At 33.8% G+C, this 21,306-nt stretch carries 19 protein-coding genes; 1 reads left to right on the top strand and 18 read right to left on the bottom strand.

Going from position 1 to position 21,306, the window contains the following annotated elements; translation table 11 throughout:
• Positions 1-5: 5 nt before the first annotated feature.
• The 5 genes from QQM35_RS07855 to hflX all read right to left on the bottom strand — a co-directional run bounded on the left by QQM35_RS07855 (position 6) and on the right by hflX (position 4,947).
• Positions 6-203, bottom strand: coding sequence for a hypothetical protein (locus QQM35_RS07855; RefSeq protein WP_251516665.1), 198 nt, complete (start codon positions 201-203; stop codon positions 6-8).
• A 271-nt stretch (positions 204-474) separates the two neighbouring features.
• A complete protein-coding gene (gene glnA, locus QQM35_RS07850; protein WP_251516662.1) occupies positions 475-1,815 on the bottom strand; it encodes a type I glutamate--ammonia ligase in 1,341 nt (446 codons plus the stop codon).
• 17 nt (positions 1,816-1,832) lie between these two features.
• On the bottom strand, positions 1,833-2,204 hold the full coding sequence (locus QQM35_RS07845; protein WP_251516659.1) for a MerR family transcriptional regulator: 372 nt from the start codon (positions 2,202-2,204) through the stop codon (positions 1,833-1,835).
• A 253-nt stretch (positions 2,205-2,457) separates the two neighbouring features.
• Positions 2,458-3,696 carry an aminotransferase class I/II-fold pyridoxal phosphate-dependent enzyme gene (locus QQM35_RS07840; RefSeq protein ID WP_251943025.1) on the bottom strand — a complete coding sequence of 413 codons (1,239 nt, stop codon included), beginning with the start codon at positions 3,694-3,696 and terminating at the stop codon, positions 2,458-2,460.
• Between the two features lie 15 nt (positions 3,697-3,711).
• Positions 3,712-4,947, bottom strand: coding sequence for a GTPase HflX (gene hflX, locus QQM35_RS07835; RefSeq protein ID WP_251519021.1), 1,236 nt, complete (start codon positions 4,945-4,947; stop codon positions 3,712-3,714).
• Positions 4,948-5,050: 103 nt separating this feature from the next.
• Between hflX and QQM35_RS07830 the strand changes: the two genes are divergently transcribed.
• Complete coding sequence (locus QQM35_RS07830; RefSeq protein WP_418128572.1) at positions 5,051-5,524, top strand: glutathione peroxidase; 474 nt, start codon at positions 5,051-5,053, stop codon at positions 5,522-5,524.
• 155 nt (positions 5,525-5,679) lie between these two features.
• Here QQM35_RS07830 and hfq read toward each other — a convergent pair whose 3' ends face one another.
• The 13 genes from hfq to QQM35_RS07765 all read right to left on the bottom strand — a co-directional run bounded on the left by hfq (position 5,680) and on the right by QQM35_RS07765 (position 21,261).
• Complete coding sequence (gene hfq / locus QQM35_RS07825; RefSeq protein WP_251516650.1) at positions 5,680-5,892, bottom strand: RNA chaperone Hfq; 213 nt, start codon at positions 5,890-5,892, stop codon at positions 5,680-5,682.
• A gap of 8 nt (positions 5,893-5,900) precedes the next feature.
• Positions 5,901-6,845 carry a tRNA (adenosine(37)-N6)-dimethylallyltransferase MiaA gene (gene miaA, locus QQM35_RS07820; RefSeq protein WP_251516647.1) on the bottom strand — a complete coding sequence of 315 codons (945 nt, stop codon included), beginning with the start codon at positions 6,843-6,845 and terminating at the stop codon, positions 5,901-5,903.
• A 5-nt stretch (positions 6,846-6,850) separates the two neighbouring features.
• On the bottom strand, positions 6,851-7,780 hold the full coding sequence (locus QQM35_RS07815; protein WP_251516643.1) for an alpha/beta fold hydrolase: 930 nt from the start codon (positions 7,778-7,780) through the stop codon (positions 6,851-6,853).
• Between the two features lie 219 nt (positions 7,781-7,999).
• A complete protein-coding gene (locus QQM35_RS07810) occupies positions 8,000-9,673 on the bottom strand; it encodes a glycerol-3-phosphate dehydrogenase/oxidase (protein WP_251516640.1) in 1,674 nt (557 codons plus the stop codon).
• Positions 9,674-9,817: 144 nt separating this feature from the next.
• A complete protein-coding gene (gene glpK, locus QQM35_RS07805; RefSeq protein WP_251516637.1) occupies positions 9,818-11,317 on the bottom strand; it encodes a glycerol kinase GlpK in 1,500 nt (499 codons plus the stop codon).
• Positions 11,318-11,485: 168 nt separating this feature from the next.
• The gene (locus tag QQM35_RS07800) at positions 11,486-12,304 is read right to left on the bottom strand and encodes an MIP/aquaporin family protein (RefSeq protein WP_251516634.1); all 819 of its coding nucleotides are present in this window, start codon (positions 12,302-12,304) and stop codon (positions 11,486-11,488) included.
• A 364-nt stretch (positions 12,305-12,668) separates the two neighbouring features.
• Entirely contained in the window at positions 12,669-13,202 is a 534-nt protein-coding gene (locus QQM35_RS07795; protein ID WP_418128566.1) for a glycerol-3-phosphate responsive antiterminator, read from the bottom strand.
• Between the two features lie 12 nt (positions 13,203-13,214).
• Entirely contained in the window at positions 13,215-15,179 is a 1,965-nt protein-coding gene (mutL, locus tag QQM35_RS07790) for a DNA mismatch repair endonuclease MutL (protein WP_251516628.1), read from the bottom strand.
• Between the two features lie 12 nt (positions 15,180-15,191).
• Complete coding sequence (gene mutS / locus QQM35_RS07785) at positions 15,192-17,819, bottom strand: DNA mismatch repair protein MutS (RefSeq protein ID WP_418129364.1); 2,628 nt, start codon at positions 17,817-17,819, stop codon at positions 15,192-15,194.
• A gap of 439 nt (positions 17,820-18,258) precedes the next feature.
• Positions 18,259-18,747 (bottom strand): energy coupling factor transporter S component ThiW, encoded by a 489-nt coding sequence (gene thiW / locus QQM35_RS07780; RefSeq protein WP_251516620.1) that lies wholly within the window; start codon positions 18,745-18,747, stop codon positions 18,259-18,261.
• A gap of 29 nt (positions 18,748-18,776) precedes the next feature.
• Positions 18,777-19,136, bottom strand: coding sequence for a RicAFT regulatory complex protein RicA family protein (locus QQM35_RS07775; protein WP_251516617.1), 360 nt, complete (start codon positions 19,134-19,136; stop codon positions 18,777-18,779).
• Positions 19,136-20,677 carry a tRNA (N6-isopentenyl adenosine(37)-C2)-methylthiotransferase MiaB gene (gene miaB, locus QQM35_RS07770; protein ID WP_251516614.1) on the bottom strand — a complete coding sequence of 514 codons (1,542 nt, stop codon included), beginning with the start codon at positions 20,675-20,677 and terminating at the stop codon, positions 19,136-19,138. The genes QQM35_RS07775 and miaB overlap by 1 nt, the downstream gene beginning before the upstream one ends.
• Before the next feature lie 287 nt (positions 20,678-20,964).
• Positions 20,965-21,261, bottom strand: a complete 297-nt coding sequence (locus QQM35_RS07765) for a thiamine-binding protein (protein WP_251516611.1) — start codon at positions 21,259-21,261, stop codon at positions 20,965-20,967.
• Between the last annotated feature and the right edge of the window lie 45 nt (positions 21,262-21,306).

Below are 21,306 nucleotides of genomic sequence, written 5' to 3'. Positions count from 1 at the left end.
TTTATTTAAGCTTCTTTCACAAATGTTAGAATCGCATTAAATTCTTGTTCTTCAGCTGAAAACTTAGTGATACTTTGTTGATTAATTGTAGAATCTAGTAATTTATAATTTGAAAGTTCTTCTTGTCCGAGCATTTCATTTATCTTTTGCTCTAATTGTGTAAGTTCACTAGCATTTACTGTCATTAATTTAACTTGTTGCATATGGCACGTCTCCTTTATTAAATTTTCATTATAAAAAATACTATTTTTATATGAGTCTAAGACAAAAATAGATGCTTCAGACTCTTTAACATTGAGTGGGAATACGAAATCTCTGTCCCATTTCTTAATTTAATTTCACTATATAGTTATTGTACCCATTTTGCACCCAAATGACTCCAAAATATATGTGGGTACAAAAAAACGATTCGCATTATCCAAATTGAATAACACGAATCGCTTATTATCAGTAATTTTCCCTCTTGTTTAGCACCTAGTATTGTTTAATATATTGTTCTCTTTCCCATTCAGAAACTTGAGTTCTGTAATAATCCCATTCGATTGATTTTGAGTTAACGAATTGATTATAAATATGGTTACCTAATGCATCTTTAATAGATTCATTGTCTTTCATAGCTTTAATTGCTGTATATAAAGTAGAAGGTAAATCTTGGATACCAACCGCTTCACGTTCTTCACGATTCATTTCATAAATGTTTTGATTTACTGGTTCAGGTACTTCTAATTTATTTTTAATACCGTCTAGACCTGCTTTTAAGATAGCTGCAAGTGCTAAGTAAGGGTTAGCTGCTGGGTCTACTGAACGTACCTCAACACGTGTTGATAACCCACGAGAAGATGGTACACGAATTAATGGAGAACGGTTCTTACCACTCCAAGCAATGTAACAAGGTGCTTCGTAACCAGGTACTAAACGTTTATATGAATTTACAAGTGGGTTACATACTGCAGTGAATCCACGTGCATTTTTCATAATACCAGCTAAGAAGTGGAATGCATCGTCTGTCATTTGCATGTCGCCATTTGGATCGTAGAATGCATTTTCATCACCTTTGAATAGTGATACGTTGAAGTGCATACCACTACCGTTCACACCGAATAATGGTTTTGGCATAAACGTTGCATGTAAGTTATGTTGACGCGCGATTGTTTTTACAACTAATTTGAATGTTTGGATGTTGTCACAAGCTGTAATTGCATCAGCATATTTGAAATCAATTTCGTGCTGACCAGGCGCTACTTCGTGGTGACTTGCTTCGATGTCGAAGCCCATGTCTTCTAATTCTAATACGATATCACGTCGACAATTTTCACCTAAGTCTGTAGGTGCAAGGTCGAAGTATCCACCGTCATCGTTTAATTCTAAAGTAGGTTCACCTTTTTCATCTAATTTGAATAAGAAGAATTCTGGCTCAGGTCCAAGATTGATATCTGTGTAACCTAATTCTTGCATTTCATCTAAAACACGTTTTAAATTAGCACGAGGGTCACCTTCGAATGGTGTACCGTCAGTTTTATAAACATCACAGATTAAACGCGCAACTTTACCTTGTCCAGCTGTCCATGGGAAGATTACCCATGTATCTAAATCTGGGTATAAATACATATCTGATTCTTCGATACGAACGAAACCTTCAATTGAAGATCCGTCGAACATCATTTCGTTGTTTAATACTTTATCTAATTGACTTACTGGAACCTCTACATTTTTAATGATACCTAAAATATCTGTAAATTGTAGACGTAAGTATCTTACGTTTTCTTCCTTAGCAAACTTTTGAATATCTTCTTTACTAAAAGTACGTTCTGGCATAATCTATGTCCTCCAGTCTATTTTTTGATAAAACGTGATAAATCACCACGATTTATCGGAATCGCTTCTCGTTGCGGTTTCTGTGTAGCTTCTACTATCATTTTTTTCCGTGTTAGTTGTTCATCGTCAGAGAGATGTTCTTGTTCATTATGTATGATTTGTTTTATGCCTCTCATATTAAAGCCTTTTTCAATGAGGCTTTTTATTTCTAAAAGGCGTTCCAAATCATTTAATGAAAAAAGTCGTTTATTCCCTTCTGAACGTTGAGGTTTAATTAGTTCATGTGTTTCATAGTAACGAATTTGTCTCGCAGATAATTCGCTTAACTTTGTGACAACACTCATAGAGAAGACAGGCATATTTCGTCTTAATGTATCATTGGACTGCATTCCTATCACCTCTACTTTTGAACTTGTATTTAATTTAGCACATTCAACATGCAATTTCAAAAATATGTCAGGTTTTCTAACATCATTGCCAAAACGTTGATATAACTGTGATTCAAAAGCTAATTTTTATTTCAGATAAAAAAACAACCGAAAGTTATGTTAAAAAATTAAAAAAATCCATATTCATTCACGAATAATTAACGTAAATTTTTCGTGAAAATATGGATTTTACATCTGACATTATAATACGTTATTAAATTAATTGCTCTTTTTGAAGTCTTTCTGCTGCTCTAGATACTGCAAGTTTAACGTGTTCATATGTTAAACCACCTTGTACGTAGGCTTCATATGGTGGTCGAATAGGTCCGTCTGCCGAAAGTTCAATAGAGGACCCTTGCACAAAAGTACCTGCAGCCATAATGACATCATCTTCATATCCTGGCATATAGGCAGGTTCAGGGCTAAAGTGTGCATTAATTGGTGAAGCATGTTGTATGCTTTGGCAAAATTGAATCATTTGTTCTTTTGTATCAAATTCAACCGTTTGAATTAAATCGGTTCTCGGTGCGTCATATTTAGGGTTTGTTCGCATGTTCATTTTCTCTAATAATAAACTTGTGAATAGTGCACCTTTCAAACTTTGGCTTACAACGTGTGGCGCTAAGAAAAATCCTTGATACATTTCTTGTAATGAATTCAATGAAGCACCTGCTTCTTTACCTATACCTGGTGCTGTGAGGCGATAGCCACAACGTTCGATTAATGATGCTTTACCGGCAATATAACCCCCAATTTTAGCTAACCCGCCACCTGGATTTTTAATAAGTGAACCAGCAATTAAGTCAGCTCCACATTCAATCGGTTCACGACGTTCTACAAATTCTCCATAACAATTATCTACAAAGATAATAATATTAGGGTAATGTGTCTTGATTTTTTCTATTGCCGCTTCAATTTCATTTAACCCTATTGATGGGCGTTGATCATAGCCCTTTGATCGTTGTATGGCAATCATTTTAGTTTTGTCATTTATCGATCGTAATACACGGTCAACATCAATGGTACCCTTGTTTAAGTCAACTTTATTATAGCTCACACCGTGTTCCTGCAAACTTTCAATACCATTACCATTTATACCGATGACTTCTAATAAAGTATCATATGGATCACCAGTGATATATAATAATTCATCACCATATTTCAAAGTGCTTTGCAAAGCAATAGTAATCGCATGCGTGCCTGAAATAATCTGAGGTCTTACAATCGCATCTTCAGCTTTAAAAGTACGAGCATATATTTCTTCTAAATGATCACGGCCGAGGTCATCATAACCATAACCTGTTGTACCTTGTAAGTCACTTTCTGTTGCTTTCACTGCATGGAATGCATCTAAGACCTTTTCTTGATTTTCATATGCGATTGTTTCTATCTCTTTAAAATACGGTGCTAATGTTGTTTCAACTTCATTTATTAACTTCTTTATTTCAGTCATGATGTATAACTTCCTTTAATCATTTTTATAGCCTTTAATAATAAATTGTTCATTATCTTCATCAAAGTTTAACTCACTCACTAAAGTATGTTGCTTTAAATAATACAATCTTTCGGCATCAGCACTTGCTACATGTTCTTCATAGTATGTGAGCGTTTGTTTAATTTGCTCGAATAAAAAGTCTTTCACTTTTTGAATATCTTCTTGATTTGTAGTAGAAACAAAAATAGATGAAGGAGAAGCTGGAGGCTCTACCTCTGTACATAAATCCTTTTTATTGTATATCACCGCTTGTGGTATATCTCCCATATCTAGATCTTTAATAATTTCATTTACCGTTTCATATTGAATACGGTATTCTGGATGACTGCGATCCACGACATGTAGCAAAAGATCAGCATCTTTCGCTTCTTCCAATGTAGATTTAAACGCGGCAATTAATGTTGTTGGCAACTTCTGAATGAATCCAACCGTATCCGATAAAATTAGATTGAAGCCTTCATTAATTTGTATTTGACGCGTCTTAGGATCAAGTGTAGCAAATAGTAAATTCTTTTCATATGTTGATTCGTTTGCCAATACGTTAAACCAAGAAGATTTACCTGCGTTTGTATAACCAACTAACGCTATCTGATAAACATTGTTTTTTTCTCTGTGTTCTCTATAACGTTCACGATGATCTATGACTGTTTGAAGCTGATGTTTAATTTCGTTCATTCGTGTTCTAATATGACGTCTGTCCATTTCAAGTTTCGTTTCCCCAGGACCACGTGTTCCAATACCGCCGCCTAAGCGAGATAAACTACGACCATGTCCTTGAAGTCTTGGCATAAGATATTCTAATTGTGCTAATTCAACTTGTAATTTACCTTCTTTACTTCTCGCTCTTAAGGCAAATATTTCTAATATTAACTGTGTACGATCAATAATTTTTACATTTAAATTACCGTTTAAAGTTTTCGATTGTGCTGTCGTTAATTCATCATTAGTGACTACTACGTCAACATCATGATGTTGAATATAGGCTTGTATTTCTTCTAATTTACCTTTACCTACATAATATTTATGATCGACTTGATGTCGATTTTGTGAAAATTGTGTTTGCACGTTTAGTTGGCAAGTCTTTGAAAGTGATTCAAGTTCTACCATTGTCGAATCAAAGCGATTTTCATCTTCTGATTGCACATGTACGCCAACGAGTATGGCTGTTTCGTATTGTTTATCTGTAGAATGTAATTTTTGTTGGGTCATCATATGCACCTCGTTTCATAGTTTTCTTAGCCATTCTATCATAGTGTGTACTTCAAGACTATAGGCTTCAATTGTGTTAAATTTAATTTAAGAGGTGATGGAAATGAATATTTATGATATTGAAGTTCAAAAAACAAATGGAGATACGTATCAATTAGAGGATTACAAAGGACAAGTAATGTTAATCGTTAACACTGCGAGTGAATGTGGTTTCACGCCTCAATTTGAAGGTTTGCAACAACTGTACAATGAATATAAAGACCAATCGTTTGTTGTTTTAGGATTCCCATGTAACCAATTTGGCGGTCAAGAACCAGGTACTGGTGAAGAGGCCACACATAATTGTAAAATCAACTACGGTGTTACCTTCCCTATGCATGAGAAGATTGATGTTAAAGGCGAGCATCAACATCCTTTATTTAAATTTTTAACTGAAGCACAAAATGGCTTTTTAAATGAAAAGATTAAATGGAATTTCACAAAGTTCTTGATAGATAGAGAAGGTAACGTTGTTAATCGTTTCGCACCACAAAAGAAACCTGAACAAATTAAGGCTGAAATTGAAGACGTACTTTAATCGTAAATTTTGAGACAAAATTTTATATTAAAAATAATGAGAGTCTGAGACAATAAATTATTGTCTCAGACTCTTTTTCATTAAGTGGGACTACGAAATGTCAGTTAAAAAAATCGATTTCAGTCCCATTCCATCGTTTTGTTTTTAATAATTAATTATTCTTCAGCATCATCAATGGTAAATGTACTAATAGCATGCTTATAAATCAGATGTTGTTTTCCTTGTGATTGTAAGCAAACTAAGTACTTGTCATAATCCTCAATGATTCCTTTCATTTGGAAGCCATTGATTAAAAAAACGACGACTTTCGTTTTTTCATCCCTAAATTGGCCTAGGAATTTGTCTTGGATGCTTTCATGTTTAATCATTCTTTGTGTTACTCCTTTGTCTTTATTAGGGCGGAAACTTCTTCTAACATTAATGATAGTGAACGCTGCTCTTTATCTAACCATACAACATCTAGTTTATTTTTAAACCATGTCATTTGGCGCTTTGCATAATTTCTTGAATGCTGCTTTAAAATAACTGCTGCATCCTCTAAATCCATCTCGCCTTTCACTACGGGCACCATTTCTTTATAGCCAATCGCTTGCATACTTTGACACGATTCGTATCCTTGGTTAACGAGCTGTTCAACTTCATTTAATAATCCGCGTTCCAACATTATATCAACGCGTTCATTTATGTTTTGATATAAAGTATTACGCGACATTTCTATCCCTAGTAATAATGTATCATAAATTAGGTCGCCATGTTGCATTTTCTTGCGAGAACTTAAAAGTTTTTTTGTTTTTAAATAATATTGTATGGCTCTTACTACTCTTTTTCTATTATTAGGGTGAATATCGCGTGCCGAATCTTTATCAAATGTTGCCAAATATGCATGAAGTTCATCATTAGACAATTGTTCTAGTTGCTTTAATTTCGCTTCAACACGTTCGTTCTCTTCATCAGAAATCGTTTCATCATCGAAGTCGTAATCATAAATTAATGATTGAATATACAAGCCAGTCCCACCTGCAATGATGGGTGTACGACCTCGCTCAGTAATTTCAGATATGAGTCGTTGTGCTCGTTCTTTAAATGCATAAGCTGAAAAGTTATCGTCTGGTTCTAAAATATCAATCATATGATGTGGTACAGTATTCATTTCTTCCTTAGAAACTTTGGCAGTACCTATGTCCATCTGTTTGTATACTTGCATCGAATCGCCACTAATAATTTCACCATTGAAACGTTTTGCAAGTTCGATACTGAAGTCGGACTTCCCCACAGCTGTCGGGCCTACGACAACTATGATAAAAGGTTTACCGTCTCTCATATAAGTCAACTCTCTCTATCTTTTAAAATTTGTTTCTCTATCCATTCATACATATGTTGCCAAGTTGTTTCACAATCATTTTCCAACAATATCTCATGTCTCTTATTTTTATACAATTGAACGGTAATATGTTGAATACCAGCTTGTTTATAAATCTTGCCTAATCGACGGATGCCATTGCCATATTCACCTAATGGATCTTCTTTCCCTGATATAAGTAAAATAGGTAAATTTGGATTCAACTTTTTCATTACTTTAGTTTTGCTTGTAGTAATTTGTTGTTTAACAACTTGGTATATTAATTGGTTGGAAACAAGAAATCCTGAGTTAGGATCCTTTTCATAACGTTTTACTTCATTTCTGTCACTTGAAAGCCAATCATTATCTGAATGAACGTTTTTAATATTTTTATTAAACGATTTATACATAGAATTATTTAACCATTTCATGCGACGATTTTTGCCGCAGAAAATTGTAATTAACTTTAATGCAATCATAGCCGGAATACTCTTTAACTTGGAATGTTGCATTGTACCGATGAGGATTAATCCCTGTGCAGCATGAGGATATCTATAGGCAAAAACTCGTGCAACCATGGAACCCATTGAATGACCTATCACAATATAAGGTATATCATTATAACGTGTGCAAATCGTTTGTGCGATTTCATATGTATCGTCAGCAGCTAACTCTAAATTTTGAATATGTCCTTTTTGCTTTTCATCGAGGTGTTTACCATGACCTCTATGATTATGCCTAATAACATCGTAGCCTTGCTGATTCAATGATTTTATTAATTTATCGTATCTACCCATATGTTCAGACATTCCATGCAGAAAATGCACAACACCAATTGTGTCATGCTTTGCTTTGTCTCGTTTAACTTCTAACATGGTCCCATCTGAAACTGTGATAAAAAATTCATTCTCATTCATTTCTTTGCCCCCAAAAACAAATGTCAATTCATATGTATTGTATGTTCAATATACCTTTAAGATACTATGTTATCAAATAGTTAGCAACAAGTTAATTGATTTAAAATTTTCTAATTCGTTATCTTAACACTCAAAAAAGCCAATCAGAGTAAAAACTCTGATTGGCTAACCATATGCAATATTTCAAACTACCATTCATTATTAGGTACAGAAGCTTTATTATTCTTTAACAGCTGGTTGGTTGTTACCTGATTGAGCTTCATCAATAGCTACTTGTAATTCTTTAGTGTATTGAACTTTCTCGATGTTTGAGTAACCTAATAATTCAGTCATAATATCGATTACTCTATCTTTATATTCTAATACGTCATCGATTTTGAAGTATAATTTACCTGTACGACGGATAAAGAAGTCAGTTGGACGATAAACCATTTCATTTTGAATTGAATAAACAAGTTCTGTATAAATATCTAATGGAATACCTGACTCTTGATATTGTGCCGTTTGTGCGATCTTGAATAAATCTTCAGCATTTGAACCGTATTTTGAAGCGAAATGACGAGCAATATCTTCATCGATTTGATAAGCTTGAGCATCTTTTACTTTTTCTTCTACAAAATGTTCAAAGTTTTTACTGCCGCCAACATCTCCGCCTGAAATTGGTAAGTTTTTAGTTTCACATTTTTTGAATTTTAATCCATATTCTGATTTTAAGCGTTTAGAAAGTAAGTCAACGATTTCTAAAGCCATGTGACGATAGCCAGTTAATTTACCGCCAGCGATTGTAAGAAGACCTGATTTACCTTCCCAAACTTCGTCTTTTCTTGAAATTTCAGAAGGGTCTTTACCTTCTTCTAAAATTAACGGTCTTACACCAGCCCATGATGATTCAATGTCATCATCAGTAGCTTCAACTTCTGGGAACATGTAATTGATAGCATCAATTAAATAATCTCTGTCTTCTTGTGTTGGTAGTGGTGATGTTTTGTCATTATCATAGAATGTGTCTGTTGTACCAACATATGCTTTACCTTCACGTGGAATCGCAAAGATCATACGGCCATCTTTTTCAGTATCAAAGTAAACTGCTTGACCTAATGGGAATTTAGATTGATCGATAACAATGTGAACACCTTTAGTTAAACGTAATTGTTTATTGTTACGAGCATAGTCTCCGCTACGTACTTCATCTACCCATGGACCACTTGCATTAATTACTTTTTTAGATTTAATTGGATAAGTTTCACCATTGATTTGGTCTTCTACATGAATACCATTAACTTTTTCATTTGTATCATAAGTGAAATGTACTGATTTAGTATGATTAAGAATTGTCGCGCCTTTTTCTTCAGCACGTTTCATAACTTCGATTGTTAAACGTGCGTCATCTGTACGATATTCAACGTAAGAACCGCCACCTTTAAGACCATCTTTTTTAACTAATGGTTCTTTTTCTAAAGTTTGTTTTGAGTTTAACATTTTCTTACGTTCAGATTTTTTTACACCAGCAAGTCTATCATACATTGCAAGGCCAAGTGATGTTGAGAATTTACCGAATGTTCCACCTTTATGCATAGGTAAAAGCATACGTTCTGGTGTAGTTACGTGTGGACCATTTTCGTATACAATCGCACGTTCACGACCTGTTTCAGCTACAACACCAACTTGGAATTGTTTTAAGTAACGTAAACCACCGTGTACTAATTTAGTTGAACGAGAGCTTGTTCCTTGTGCAAAGTCTTGCATTTCTACTAAAGCTACTTTCATACCTCTTTGGCTAGCATCTAAAGCAATACCAGCACCAGTAATTCCGCCACCAATAATGACAACATCATAAGTTTCGTTTTTTAAATCATGCTTGATTTGTTCTCTTTTTAAAGTTGATAAACTCATACCTTTGCGCCTCCTAATATATTAAAAAAAGAGAGACCCTTCCCATACATATATAAATTGTACGAACAGAGTCTCTCTTTTCTCGTGTCTTATTATTAACTTACCCTTATTATAGCATAATTAACAAGAAATAGTCTAATTTTATTATTCTTCAGGTTTGAATACTTGTGTAGCTTCTACTGCTTTCTTCCAACCTTTATATAATTTTTCTCTTTCTTCTTCTTGCATTTCTGGTTTAAATTCTTTTTCGATTTTTCTACGATCTTCAATTTCGTCTTTATTTTCCCAGAATTCAACTGCAAGTCCAGCTAGATATGCTGCACCTAAAGCAGTCGTTTCATTAATCTCAGGACGTTCAACACCTACATTTAATAAATCTGATTGGAATTGCATGATGAAGTTATTTTTAACAGCACCACCGTCAACACGTAAACTATTTACTTTGATGCTTGAATCTTTTTCCATTGATTCTAAAACGTCACGTGTTTGGTAACAAAGTGATTCCAATGTAGCACGGATGAAATGTTCTTTTTCAGTACCACGTGTTAATCCGAATACTGCTCCACGTGCTTCAGCATCCCAATATGGTGTACCTAGACCAACAAATGCAGGTACGACATATACACCTTCAGATGATTCTACTCGCTCTGCATAATTTTCAGATTGTGGAGCTGAATTAATCATTCTTAATCCGTCTCTTAACCATTGAATTGCTGAACCTGATACGAAGATTGAACCCTCAAGTGCATAATTTACTTTTCCATCTAATCCGTATGCAATAGTAGTTAATAATCCACTTTCTGAGGCTACTGCTTCTTCACCAGTGTTCATTAACATGAAACCGCCAGTTCCGTAAGTGTTTTTAACGTCTCCACGGTCGAAACAAGCTTGACCGAATAATGCAGCTTGTTGGTCACCTGCGATACCTGCGATTGGTACCTCTTGACCATAGAAATGATAATCGATTGTGTTCGCGTAAACATCACTTGATTCTTTAACTTCAGGTAACATTGATTTAGGGATGTCTAATATTTCTAATAATTCGTCATCCCATTCTAAATCATGGATATTGTAGATTAATGTACGGCTAGCATTTGTATAGTCTGTAATGTGGGCTTTACCGCCTGATAACTTCCATACTAACCATGAATCAATTGTACCGAATAATAAGTCACCATTTTCAGCTTTTTCTTTTGCACTGTCAACATTGTCAAGAATCCATTTAACTTTTGTTCCTGCAAAGTAAGGATCTAGTAAAAGACCAGTCTTTTTACGGAATTTATCTTCCAATCCTTTATCTTTCAACTCTTGGCAAATACTTTGTGTCTGACGAGATTGCCATACAATCGCATGATAAATTGGACGGTTTGTCTTTTTATCCCAAACTACTGTCGTTTCACGTTGGTTTGTAATACCGATACCTGCAATTTGATCTGCACCGATATTTTGTTCATTTAACACTTCAGCAATAACCGCTAAAACTGAAGTCCAAATTTCATTCGCGTCGTGTTCAACCCAACCTGATTTTGGAAAATACTGCTTAAATTCACGTTGCGCAACGCCTACAATTTCACCATCTTTATTGAATAAAATTGCTCTAGAGCTTGTTGTACCTTGGTCAATTGATAAAATATACTTTTCCATCTTCATACACTCCCTATTACTTCTGTTTGATGACACAATCTTATATGTAGTAATCAGACATCAATTACAAATATTACACTCAATAATATATTCCCATCAAGTTTTTTAATCAAACTTTTACTAGAATGATTGATTGTAACTTACTAATGTTCGACATACCCAATAAAATTAATAGACAGATTCAATATCTTTATTTTTTTTAGATTTATTTAACACAACGCCTAGAACTAACGTTAGGATTAATACTACAATCCCTACAACTGACATTGCATCAAATGCACCTTTATAAAATAATCTATAAATTACCGCACCGATCATACCACCAGCAATAGGTCCTAATACCGGTACAATCGCATAGCCCCAATTTGATTCACCTTTACCTGCGATTGGTAAGATAGCATGTGCAATACGAGGTCCTAAATCACGAGCAGGGTTAATCGCATAACCAGTTGGTCCGCCTAAACTTAAACCAATTGCTACGATTAATCCACCAACGATTAATGGGTTTAACCCATCAGCAATTTTATTTGTTCCAATGAAAAGTAATCCTAATGTTAAAATTGCAGTCCCAACAATCTCAGTTAAGAAGTTTGCAAAGTAGTTCTTAACAGTCGGTGCTGTAGAGAAAACGCCTAATTTAGCATCTTTATCTTCTGTATGTTTCCATTGTGCTAAATACGCTAACCAAACTAGAAACGCACCAAAAATACCACCAAGAATTTGACAAATAATATAACCTGGAACCATTGACCATTTCAATGCTCCATCCATGGCGAATGCTAACGTTACAGCGGGATTTAAATGTGCACCAGATACGCCACCTACCGCATAAGCTCCCATAGTAACTGCAAGTCCCCAACCTGCAGCAATAACAATCCAATCAGCACCGTGTCCTGCACTTCTCTTTAAGTTAACGTTCGCACAGACACCGCCACCGAACAAGATCAGAATTGCTGTTCCCAAAAATTCAGCAAAAAATACATTCATTTATATTCCTCCTAAAAAGAGACAAGGAGATCCCCACAATTGTATCCAGTGATGAACAACCGTTCTCGATACTGTAGAAATCTCCTATCTCTGTTCTAATTATTAACTTGATTTTATATTATACTTTCTTTGTAAGCGTTGTCAACATCTTTTTTATTTTCTCTCTCATTTTAAAAATTAAAAACTTTATCTTAATATTGGTTTAGTTTGTTTTTATAAAAATTGAATGATGTTAAATTATTTGATAAACCAAGCGTTTTCAAATGATTTAAAACTCATTTATACATATTTAATTACCAAATTGATGATGTTTATTTTAAAAATAAATCTCAATAATAATAAAAAAAGCGCAGAACTTTATGTTTTACCATAAAGTTCTTGCACTCGTAGTAATATATCTCGCACCATTTTCAATGGCTAAATCCACTTCTTCTACTTCATTTATTAAACCGCCTGCGATGACATCTGTTTGGGTCTCTTTATTAATGATATTTATAGCTTTAGTAGCTATTCCAGGTAACACTTCAACGAGATCAGGCTCTACGCGTTTAATAAGTTGAATGCTGCGTTGTAACGCTTGGCTATCTAATATAAATACGCGAAAAACTGTAGTAGTGCCTAATGATTTGGCTTTATTTATTACTTTCGTCTTTGTAGAGATGATGCCCTTAGGTTTATATGTTTGAATTAAATATTCACAAGCAAATTCGTCGTGACTCATACCTTTGATCAAATCAACATGTAAATAAAATCCTACATGATGTTTATTTAATAATTCTATAATGCTTTTAACATGACCGACATGCATATCCAACAAAACACAAGAAGTATAATCCGTTTTGATTAGCTTTTCTAAATCTTTCATTGACCTTACAGCTGGTAAAATATGGGGTTTCACTTTTTTCATCTCCTACATAATTCGTTTAAAGAGTCGTTCCAATTCATAATTTGAAAAGTTAATAATAATCGGTCTACCATGCGGACACGTAAATGGATCTTCAGTTTCACGTAATTGATCAACAAGATCTGACATTTCATTATTTTTCAAATAGTGATTGGCCTTAATTGATTTTTTACAGCTCATCATTATAGCCGCTTCTTCACGAATCCTTTTAATATCTACCTTTTTATGTTCTAATACATATTCAATCATATCTTTAATGATTTCTTCTACTTCAACACTTGGAAACCATACAGGATAACTATCAACGATATAATCGTTGCCACCAAACGGTTCTAAATGCACGCCTACTCGATCTAATTCATTAATATGTTGTTGAATTATGAACATTTCATCTTTTGAAAAATGGAAAGTTAATGGTATCAATAAGTTTTGTACTTCGTTTGAAACTTCCCCAATTTTTTCACGGAAATATTCATATTTGATTCGTTCTTGTGCTGCGTGTTGATCAATCATATACATGCCATTTTCATTTTGTGCAATGATGTAAGTCCCATGAACTTGCCCAACGACTTCCATATATGGTACACGGCGAGATGGATCTTTACTTATAGCACCTTTGATATCTGATTGTTCAGCAATATCATCATTTTTTTCGTCTAATTGTTGATGTTCTAAGTCATACAATATTTCGCGTTGAGATTTAGTATATCCGTCTTTATTCGATAATTGTTCTTGTATTTTTGAGTCTTCTTTTGTTGTTGATTGATATGACATATTATCGGAATCTTCATATTCCATGCCTGATTTTTTAGCGTCGTTATTTTCTGCATCACCTTGCTCATCATTTTCCTGTTGTTGAGCAACCTTGGTGTCATTTAAATGTGATTGTTGTTGTCTTTTTTCAAAATCAATCTTTTGTTGTTCAAATTGGTCGAGTACTTTATTTTTTTGTGCTATTTTATCCATATCATTGTGAGGGATTAATATACGATCTTTAAAAGCTTCCCTAATTTTATCCACAATAAGTTCAAATAATTGATCCTCTTTTGATAATCGTACTTCTAATTTAGTCGGATGCACGTTCACATCAACTAATATTGGATCCATCTCAATATTAATATAACAAATCGGATATCGACCAATCGTTAAAAGCGTATGATACCCTTCTAAAATTGCTTTATTTAACAAAAAGTTTTTAATGTAACGGCCATTAATGAAAATAGAAATATAATGTTTGTTACTTCTAGAATGTTCAGGTTTAGCAACAAATCCTTCTAAATGGTAGTCACTTGTATCACCTGAAATGTGAACGAGGTCTTTCGCAACCTTCATACCGTAAATTTCAGCCATAACCTCGTTTGTTCGACCTGAGCCATTCGTTTTGATGATTGTTTTGTCATCAGAAACAAGCGAGATTCGAATATCTGGATGACTCATTGCCATGCGATTAACGATATCAGTAATTTTTCCTAATTCTGTATATAAACTTTTAATATATTTTAAACGCGCGGGTGTATTATAAAAGAGCGATTCAACTAAAATATCTGTGCCTCTTTTAGCTTTTGCTGGCTTGCGTTCAAGTATTTGACCATTTTCCACATAGATCTGTTGTCCTTCTTCTTCATCAGTACAAGTTTGTAATGTAACTTTAGCTACTGACGATATACTGGCTAATGCTTCACCTCTAAAACCTAAAGTCCTTATATGAAATAGGTCATCGTCAGCGTCTAACTTACTCGTAGCATGACGATGAAAGACTAAATCCAAATCATCTGATTGAATACCTGTTCCATTATCAACGACACGAATAGATTGTACACCCGCTTCTTTTACTTCAATATTAATTTCTGTTGCTTTCGCATCAATCGCATTTTCAAGCAATTCCTTTACGACAGAACCGGGTCGCTCAACGACTTCACCGGCTGCGATTTTATTTGCCAAAGAGGTTTGTAATTCTTTAATTTTACCCATGAAACTTCACCTCTATTTTAATTCTTTTTGTAATTCACTCAATTTTATTAATGCCTCAATCGGTGTCATATTTGAGATATTTAAAGACTTTATTTCATGTTCAATTTCACTATATTGTGCTGGTTTATCAAATAAATCAAATTCTGGTTGTTCGAATTGATTTTCGTAATTATGTTCGTTTGCGTGGTTTTCAGTTTGATTTAGGCGTGCATTTTGAAGGTTTTGTTGGTTAACATTTTCAGAAGATGCATCAGTTTCAGATTGAAGTTGATGTACAGCAACATCAGTTTGGTGTTTATCTTCGGTTTCAAATGCTTCTAAAATGACTTGTGCTCTGTTAATAATTTCATCTGGTAAATCTGCTAGTTTAGCTACTTGAATACCATAACTATCATCTACAGCCCCATCTTTCACTTTATGCAAGAAGATTAACTCTCCATGATATTCGTTCGCTGCGACGTGTACATTTTTCAAACAAGGTAATGACTGATCTAATGTTGTTAATTCATGATAATGTGTTGAGAATAATGTCTTAGCATGAGAAGTGTTGGCCACATATTCAATCATCGCTTGAGCCAATGCAAGACCATCATACGTTGATGTACCACGACCGATTTCATCAAAGATAATTAAACTATCTTCGGTCGCATTTGCAAGTGCTTTCTGTGCTTCTAACATTTCTACCATAAATGTACTCTTACCAGAAACTAAATCATCTGCGGCACCGATACGTGTAAATATTTGATCGAAGATAGGTAAAGTGGCGTCATCACATGGTACAAAAGAACCCATTTGAGCCATAATACTTATAATTGCCACTTGTCTCATGTACGTAGATTTACCCGACATATTAGGACCAGTGATTAAGTAAATAAAGGTTTCTTGATCTAAAGCACAATCATTTGGTACATAATCATTATGATCCATGACACGTTCAACAACAGGATGACGTGAATTGGTTAAATTCAAGGTCTTATCTTCACTAAATGTAGGACGCGCGAAATTATATTTTTGTGCTATTTCTGCAAAGCTTTGTAAACAGTCAATTTCTGAAATAACTTTAGCTTGTTGTTGTAATTGACTCGTATATGCTTTAATTTGTTCTCTTAATTGTACAAACAATTGATATTCTAATTCAATCGCCTTATCTTCTGCACCTAAAATAATATCTTCTTTCTCTTTTAATTCATCCGTGATAAAACGCTCAGCATTTGAAAGTGTTTGTTTGCGTTGATAACCATATTGAGTTGGGTCAAAACCTTGTAAATTTGCTCTTGTTATTTCAATAAAGTAACCAAAAACCTTATTAAAACTAATTTTTAGTGATTTTATACCTGTGCGTTGTCTTTCTTTCGTTTGTAATTCTGCTAACCAACTTTTACCATTTTTAGACGCTTCTAGAAATTCATCTAATTGTTGATTAAACCCATGTTTAAAGAGGCCACCATCTTTAACAGAAATAGGTGGTTCTTCAACTAAACTTTCTTCTAATAACGAAAGTAAATCGTCCAATGGCTCCAATTGCTGAAATTGAGTTGTAGTTTGAGAATCGAAAGTATCAAGTAATGATTTAATATTTGGTATTTCAGCAATAGAATGCTTGAGTTGAATTAAATCACGCGCATTGACATTCCCATAACTTACGCGCCCAACAAGACGTTCAATATCATAAACTTGATTTAAATATCCTCTTAAAGTATCACGCTCAATAAAGTGATTCATGAATTGGTCAACAGTTTCTAAACGTGCATTGATTTGTTGCTTATGAATTAATGGGCGATCTATCCATTGTTTAAGACGACGTGCTCCCATTGGCGTTTTCGTTTCGTCCATTAACCATAGCAATGTTCCTTTTTTACTCTTTAAACGAATACTTTCAGTTAATTCAAGATTACGTTTTGCATAGAAATCCATTTTCATAAAGTCAATGGCTTCATATTTTACAACATCTTCTATATGTGAAAGATCTCTTTTCTGAGTATGATGAATATAGTCTAATAAAATTTGTGTTGCTTTATACATGACGCCATCTTTAGATGTATTGACCTTATACATAACATCTGATATTTCAGGTGTCAAAGTAATCGTCTCTGTTGTTAGACTGATTTGTCGTTTTAAGGCTTCCGTCAACGCTTCATGTACAACAATTTCATTCGGATTGATCGTTGTGATCTCATTCATTAAAGTTGCTTCGTCTTTAAAATGAGTCACCTTTAATTCACCTGTTGAAACATCACAATAGCTTAATGCGTAATCCTCATTGTTTTTAATAAAGCTTAAAATATAATTGTTTTGTTTTTCATCGATACCATTTTGATCCATTACTGTACCTGGCGTTATGATGCGAACAACTTCACGATGTACCATACCTTTGGTCTGTTTAGGATCTTCCATCTGCTCGCATATCGCAACTTTATAGCCGTTTTGGATTAACGTTTCTATATAACTATCTGCTGAATGGTAAGGTACACCACACATTGGAATTGGGTTGTCTTTTTTAGCATCTCTCTTTGTCAAAGTAATTTCAAGAACCCTCGCTGCTTCTTTAGCATCTTCAAAAAACATTTCATAGAAATCGCCTAATCTAAAAAAGAGTAAACAATCTTGATATTGTGATTTGATCTTCAAATATTGTTGCATCATTGGCGTTTGGTTTGTCATTATCTATTTCACAATCCTTTTGAATAGTATAGTATAAGCATTTTTAATTTGGGTTATGTAATGCTTTCTATATTAAAGTGTTACAGTAACACTAATTATTTCGTTTGATATTCATACTTATTAAATGTTGAAATTTTATTTTTTATCCCGTACACATTTGGAAATGAGGCAGAAATCGAATTTTCTTTTAGAGATTTCATAGTCTCACTCCGTTTGTAAAAAATCTGAGACATCTATTTTTGTCTCAGACTCTATTAACTATTAAATTTTAACATATGTTAAATCTCTAGCCCATTTATTTATTTTTCAGCAATGTTTATTTTGTTTACTAATATAGCCCTCATTTTAATAAAACCTATATGCTAAACACAAAAAGCACGTTTAGACTCATTCACCAATCTAAACGTGCGCTTTCAAATTATAAATAACGTTGTAATATGCCTCGACGTTTCAATATCATTAATATCATATAACTGATGATTGCACCGATGACACTTGATACGACGAACGCTAACATTAATGGTTTAATTGCGACATCACCGAATCCTAACACCCAAGCCAATGGGATACATAAAATACTTCCGATGATGCCAGTACCAATGATTTCACCTACTGCCGCCATAAATATATGCTTTCTATAATGATAAAAACCACTTGCAAGTAGTACACCGATCATACTACCTGGGAATGCAAACACACTACCTGTACCAAAAGTGATTCGTAAAATCGAGGAAATCAATGCTTGTGCAAGTCCAAACCATGGCCCGACAAAGACCGCACATAATACATTGATTAAATGTTGGATTGGTGCAGCTTTAACGGGTCCTAACGGAATGACTACAATGCTACTTAATACTACATTGAGGGCAATGAATATTGCTGTAAATGTAAATTTTTTCATTGGCATGTGTATCATTCCCTTTCTCTTAAGTATTTTCAGTCATTCTTTTCTTGTTCTATATTTAATCGATCAGCCATTGTGTCGATCATCATTTGTAATAATTCATTCGCTTCTGCCTGTGATTCCCTAAATTCTTCTACAATTGGCATTACGTTGATGTTTTCTTCTATATCTTGAATTTTATTTTCTGATTGCTTAAGTGCTTCAAGCTTACCGTAGTTTTGTAAATTAACTGATTGCTTTTGGTTTTTCTTTAAATCTTTCATACGGTCAGCAACCCGTGGATTGTTGTGGATTTGTTGTTCAACATTTTGATAGGCTTTAACTGTTTCTAACGCTTCAATTTGCTTGCTTAAATCATCCGCCGCTTTAAGAATTTCATCTTTTTCATACATTATACTGTCACCATGTTGCTTTCGCTTTCACGCAAATACGTACCATTTAATGAGTATTGTTTCGCTTCATCAACTTGAACTTCAACAATTTTACCGATTGCAGACTTCGGACCTTCAAAGTTAACTAATTTATTTCTTTCAGTATAACCTGCAAGTACATTATCGTCTTTCTTACTTGTACCTTCACACAATACTTTGACTACTTCACCATCGTACTGTTGGAGAGCTTTTTCAGAGTAATATGAAACCTTTTTATTTAAGCGCTGTAAACGTTCTTTTTTCACGTCTAATGGTACATTGTCTTTCATTTTAGCGGCTGGCGTACCATCTCTTTGTGAATAAATGTAAGTATAAGCATGTTCGAATTCAACTTCATCATACAATGTCAATGTTTCTTCAAACTGTTCTTCAGTCTCATTTGGATAGCCAACAATTATATCAGTTGTTAAGGCAACGTTAGGAATCTTAGCTTTAATACGTGCTACTAAATCTAAGTAACTTTCACGTGTATATTTACGTCCCATAATTTTCAATACGGCATCATTACCTGATTGTACTGGTAAATGAATATGAGGAACGATGTTGCCGCCTTCAGCAATAACATCAATCATATGGTCTGTGAAATCCCATGGGTGACTCGTTGTAAATCTAACGCGTGGAATATCAATTTTACTAATATCTTCTAATAAATCTCCTAAACCATATTCTAAATCATCAATATCTTTACCGTATGAGTTAACGTTTTGTCCAAGTAGCGTAATTTCTTGATAACCTTGGCGGGCTAAATCACGCACTTCTTCGATAATATCATGAGGACGACGGCTACGCTCTTTACCACGTGTAAACGGCACTATACAATATGTACAGAATTTGTCACAACCGTACATGATATTGACCCAAGCCTTTATGTTGCCTTCTCTTACTTTAGGAAGATTTTCAATGACATCCCCTTCTTTAGACCATACTTCAACGACCATCGCTTTAGAAAGATATGCTTCTTCTAAAATTTCTGGTAAACGATGAATGTTATGCGTACCGAAAATCATATCGACATTTTGGAATGACTTTAAAATCTTGTTTACGACAGACTCTTCTTGTGACATACAACCGCAAACGCCAATAACTGTTTCTGGTTTTTCTTTTTTTAAATGTTTTAAATTACCAATTTCACTGAAAACTTTATTTTCAGCATTTTCACGAATCGCACAAGTATTGATCAATATAACATCAGCTTGATTAATGTCATCAATTGGAGTATAACCTAGAGCACCAAGTATACCCGCCATAACTTCTGTATCATGTGCATTCATTTGACAACCATATGTTTTTATTAAAAATGTCTTACCTTTACCCATATTGCGATATTTCTCATCGATATGGAAATCATGATTATATTTAACTTCTTCTTTACCACGCTTTTTAGCTTGTTTTAAATTAGGTGGCTGATAAACGTGTTCAAAGTACTTACTATAATCTTTTTCTTTTTTATCACGTTCGGCTAAAATGTCGATCGAAGTACCTTTTCTTTGTTCTTCATTCACTTTACAAAATCCTTTCTATATCATAAAAAACTAAACATATCCCTTAATATGATCTATTTATATATGCAAAATTATTATTAATTCTGTTAATTTCTATGCGTAATCATTACTACATTATATTAAATATTTAGCTAAAGTGCAAAATGTCTTTGAATATGTACGTGATAGATAAATAGAAGTTCAGTAACAGATAACAATATATAGAGAGTGCACTAAAAATAAAACACTATCTACTCCTTTAATGAATAGATAGTGTTTTCGACACAATGTGATAATCTAAAAATATTTTAGTTTTCGTCATATTTCCCTGTTAATGTTTCTATTGAGATACCTTCAGGAACGTGATAAAACTTCACTTGACTAATGGTACTTGGAACTTCTAATTCAACCATACGATCATGTAATTTTTGAATAAGTATTAGGCACTCGCTCATTTCACCTTGAACCGTTGTTTCTAAAGCCCCTACTCTATACTTTAACCCAGATTGATCAATAATTTTAATTGCTTCATCTACATAAGGAATAACGTCTTCACCGTTAGCTGGTTTTGGGATAATTTGAATACTCATTAATGTATCATGCATATAAGACATCCTTTACTTTAAGTTTATTTGCTCAATTAATTATTT

The sequence above is a fragment of the Staphylococcus hsinchuensis genome (genome assembly GCF_038789205.1).
GTDB lineage: Bacteria > Bacillota > Bacilli > Staphylococcales > Staphylococcaceae > Staphylococcus > Staphylococcus hsinchuensis.
Note: the sequence above shows the minus strand (reverse complement) of the source record. Positions and strands in the feature narration are given on the sequence as shown.

Excerpts from the sequence above, each read along its gene's own strand:
- QQM35_RS07855 (WP_251516665.1), bottom strand. The coding sequence starts at position 203 with ATGCAACAAGTTAAATTAATGACAGTAAATGCTAGTGAACTTACACAA.
- glnA (WP_251516662.1), bottom strand. The coding sequence starts at position 1,815 with ATGCCAGAACGTACTTTTAGTAAAGAAGATATTCAAAAGTTTGCTAAG.
- QQM35_RS07845 (WP_251516659.1), bottom strand. The coding sequence starts at position 2,204 with ATGCAGTCCAATGATACATTAAGACGAAATATGCCTGTCTTCTCTATG.
- QQM35_RS07840 (WP_251943025.1), bottom strand. The coding sequence starts at position 3,696 with ATGACTGAAATAAAGAAGTTAATAAATGAAGTTGAAACAACATTAGCA.
- hflX (WP_251519021.1), bottom strand. The coding sequence starts at position 4,947 with ATGACCCAACAAAAATTACATTCTACAGATAAACAATACGAAACAGCC.
- QQM35_RS07830 (WP_418128572.1), top strand. The coding sequence starts at position 5,051 with ATGAATATTTATGATATTGAAGTTCAAAAAACAAATGGAGATACGTAT.
- hfq (WP_251516650.1), bottom strand. The coding sequence starts at position 5,892 with ATGATTAAACATGAAAGCATCCAAGACAAATTCCTAGGCCAATTTAGG.
- miaA (WP_251516647.1), bottom strand. The coding sequence starts at position 6,845 with ATGAGAGACGGTAAACCTTTTATCATAGTTGTCGTAGGCCCGACAGCT.
- QQM35_RS07815 (WP_251516643.1), bottom strand. The coding sequence starts at position 7,780 with ATGAATGAGAATGAATTTTTTATCACAGTTTCAGATGGGACCATGTTA.
- QQM35_RS07810 (WP_251516640.1), bottom strand. The coding sequence starts at position 9,673 with ATGAGTTTATCAACTTTAAAAAGAGAACAAATCAAGCATGATTTAAAA.
- glpK (WP_251516637.1), bottom strand. The coding sequence starts at position 11,317 with ATGGAAAAGTATATTTTATCAATTGACCAAGGTACAACAAGCTCTAGA.
- QQM35_RS07800 (WP_251516634.1), bottom strand. The coding sequence starts at position 12,304 with ATGAATGTATTTTTTGCTGAATTTTTGGGAACAGCAATTCTGATCTTG.
- mutL (WP_251516628.1), bottom strand. The coding sequence starts at position 15,179 with ATGGGTAAAATTAAAGAATTACAAACCTCTTTGGCAAATAAAATCGCA.
- mutS (WP_418129364.1), bottom strand. The coding sequence starts at position 17,819 with ATGCAACAATATTTGAAGATCAAATCACAATATCAAGATTGTTTACTC.
- thiW (WP_251516620.1), bottom strand. The coding sequence starts at position 18,747 with ATGCCAATGAAAAAATTTACATTTACAGCAATATTCATTGCCCTCAAT.
- QQM35_RS07775 (WP_251516617.1), bottom strand. The coding sequence starts at position 19,136 with ATGTATGAAAAAGATGAAATTCTTAAAGCGGCGGATGATTTAAGCAAG.
- QQM35_RS07765 (WP_251516611.1), bottom strand. The coding sequence starts at position 21,261 with ATGCATGATACATTAATGAGTATTCAAATTATCCCAAAACCAGCTAAC.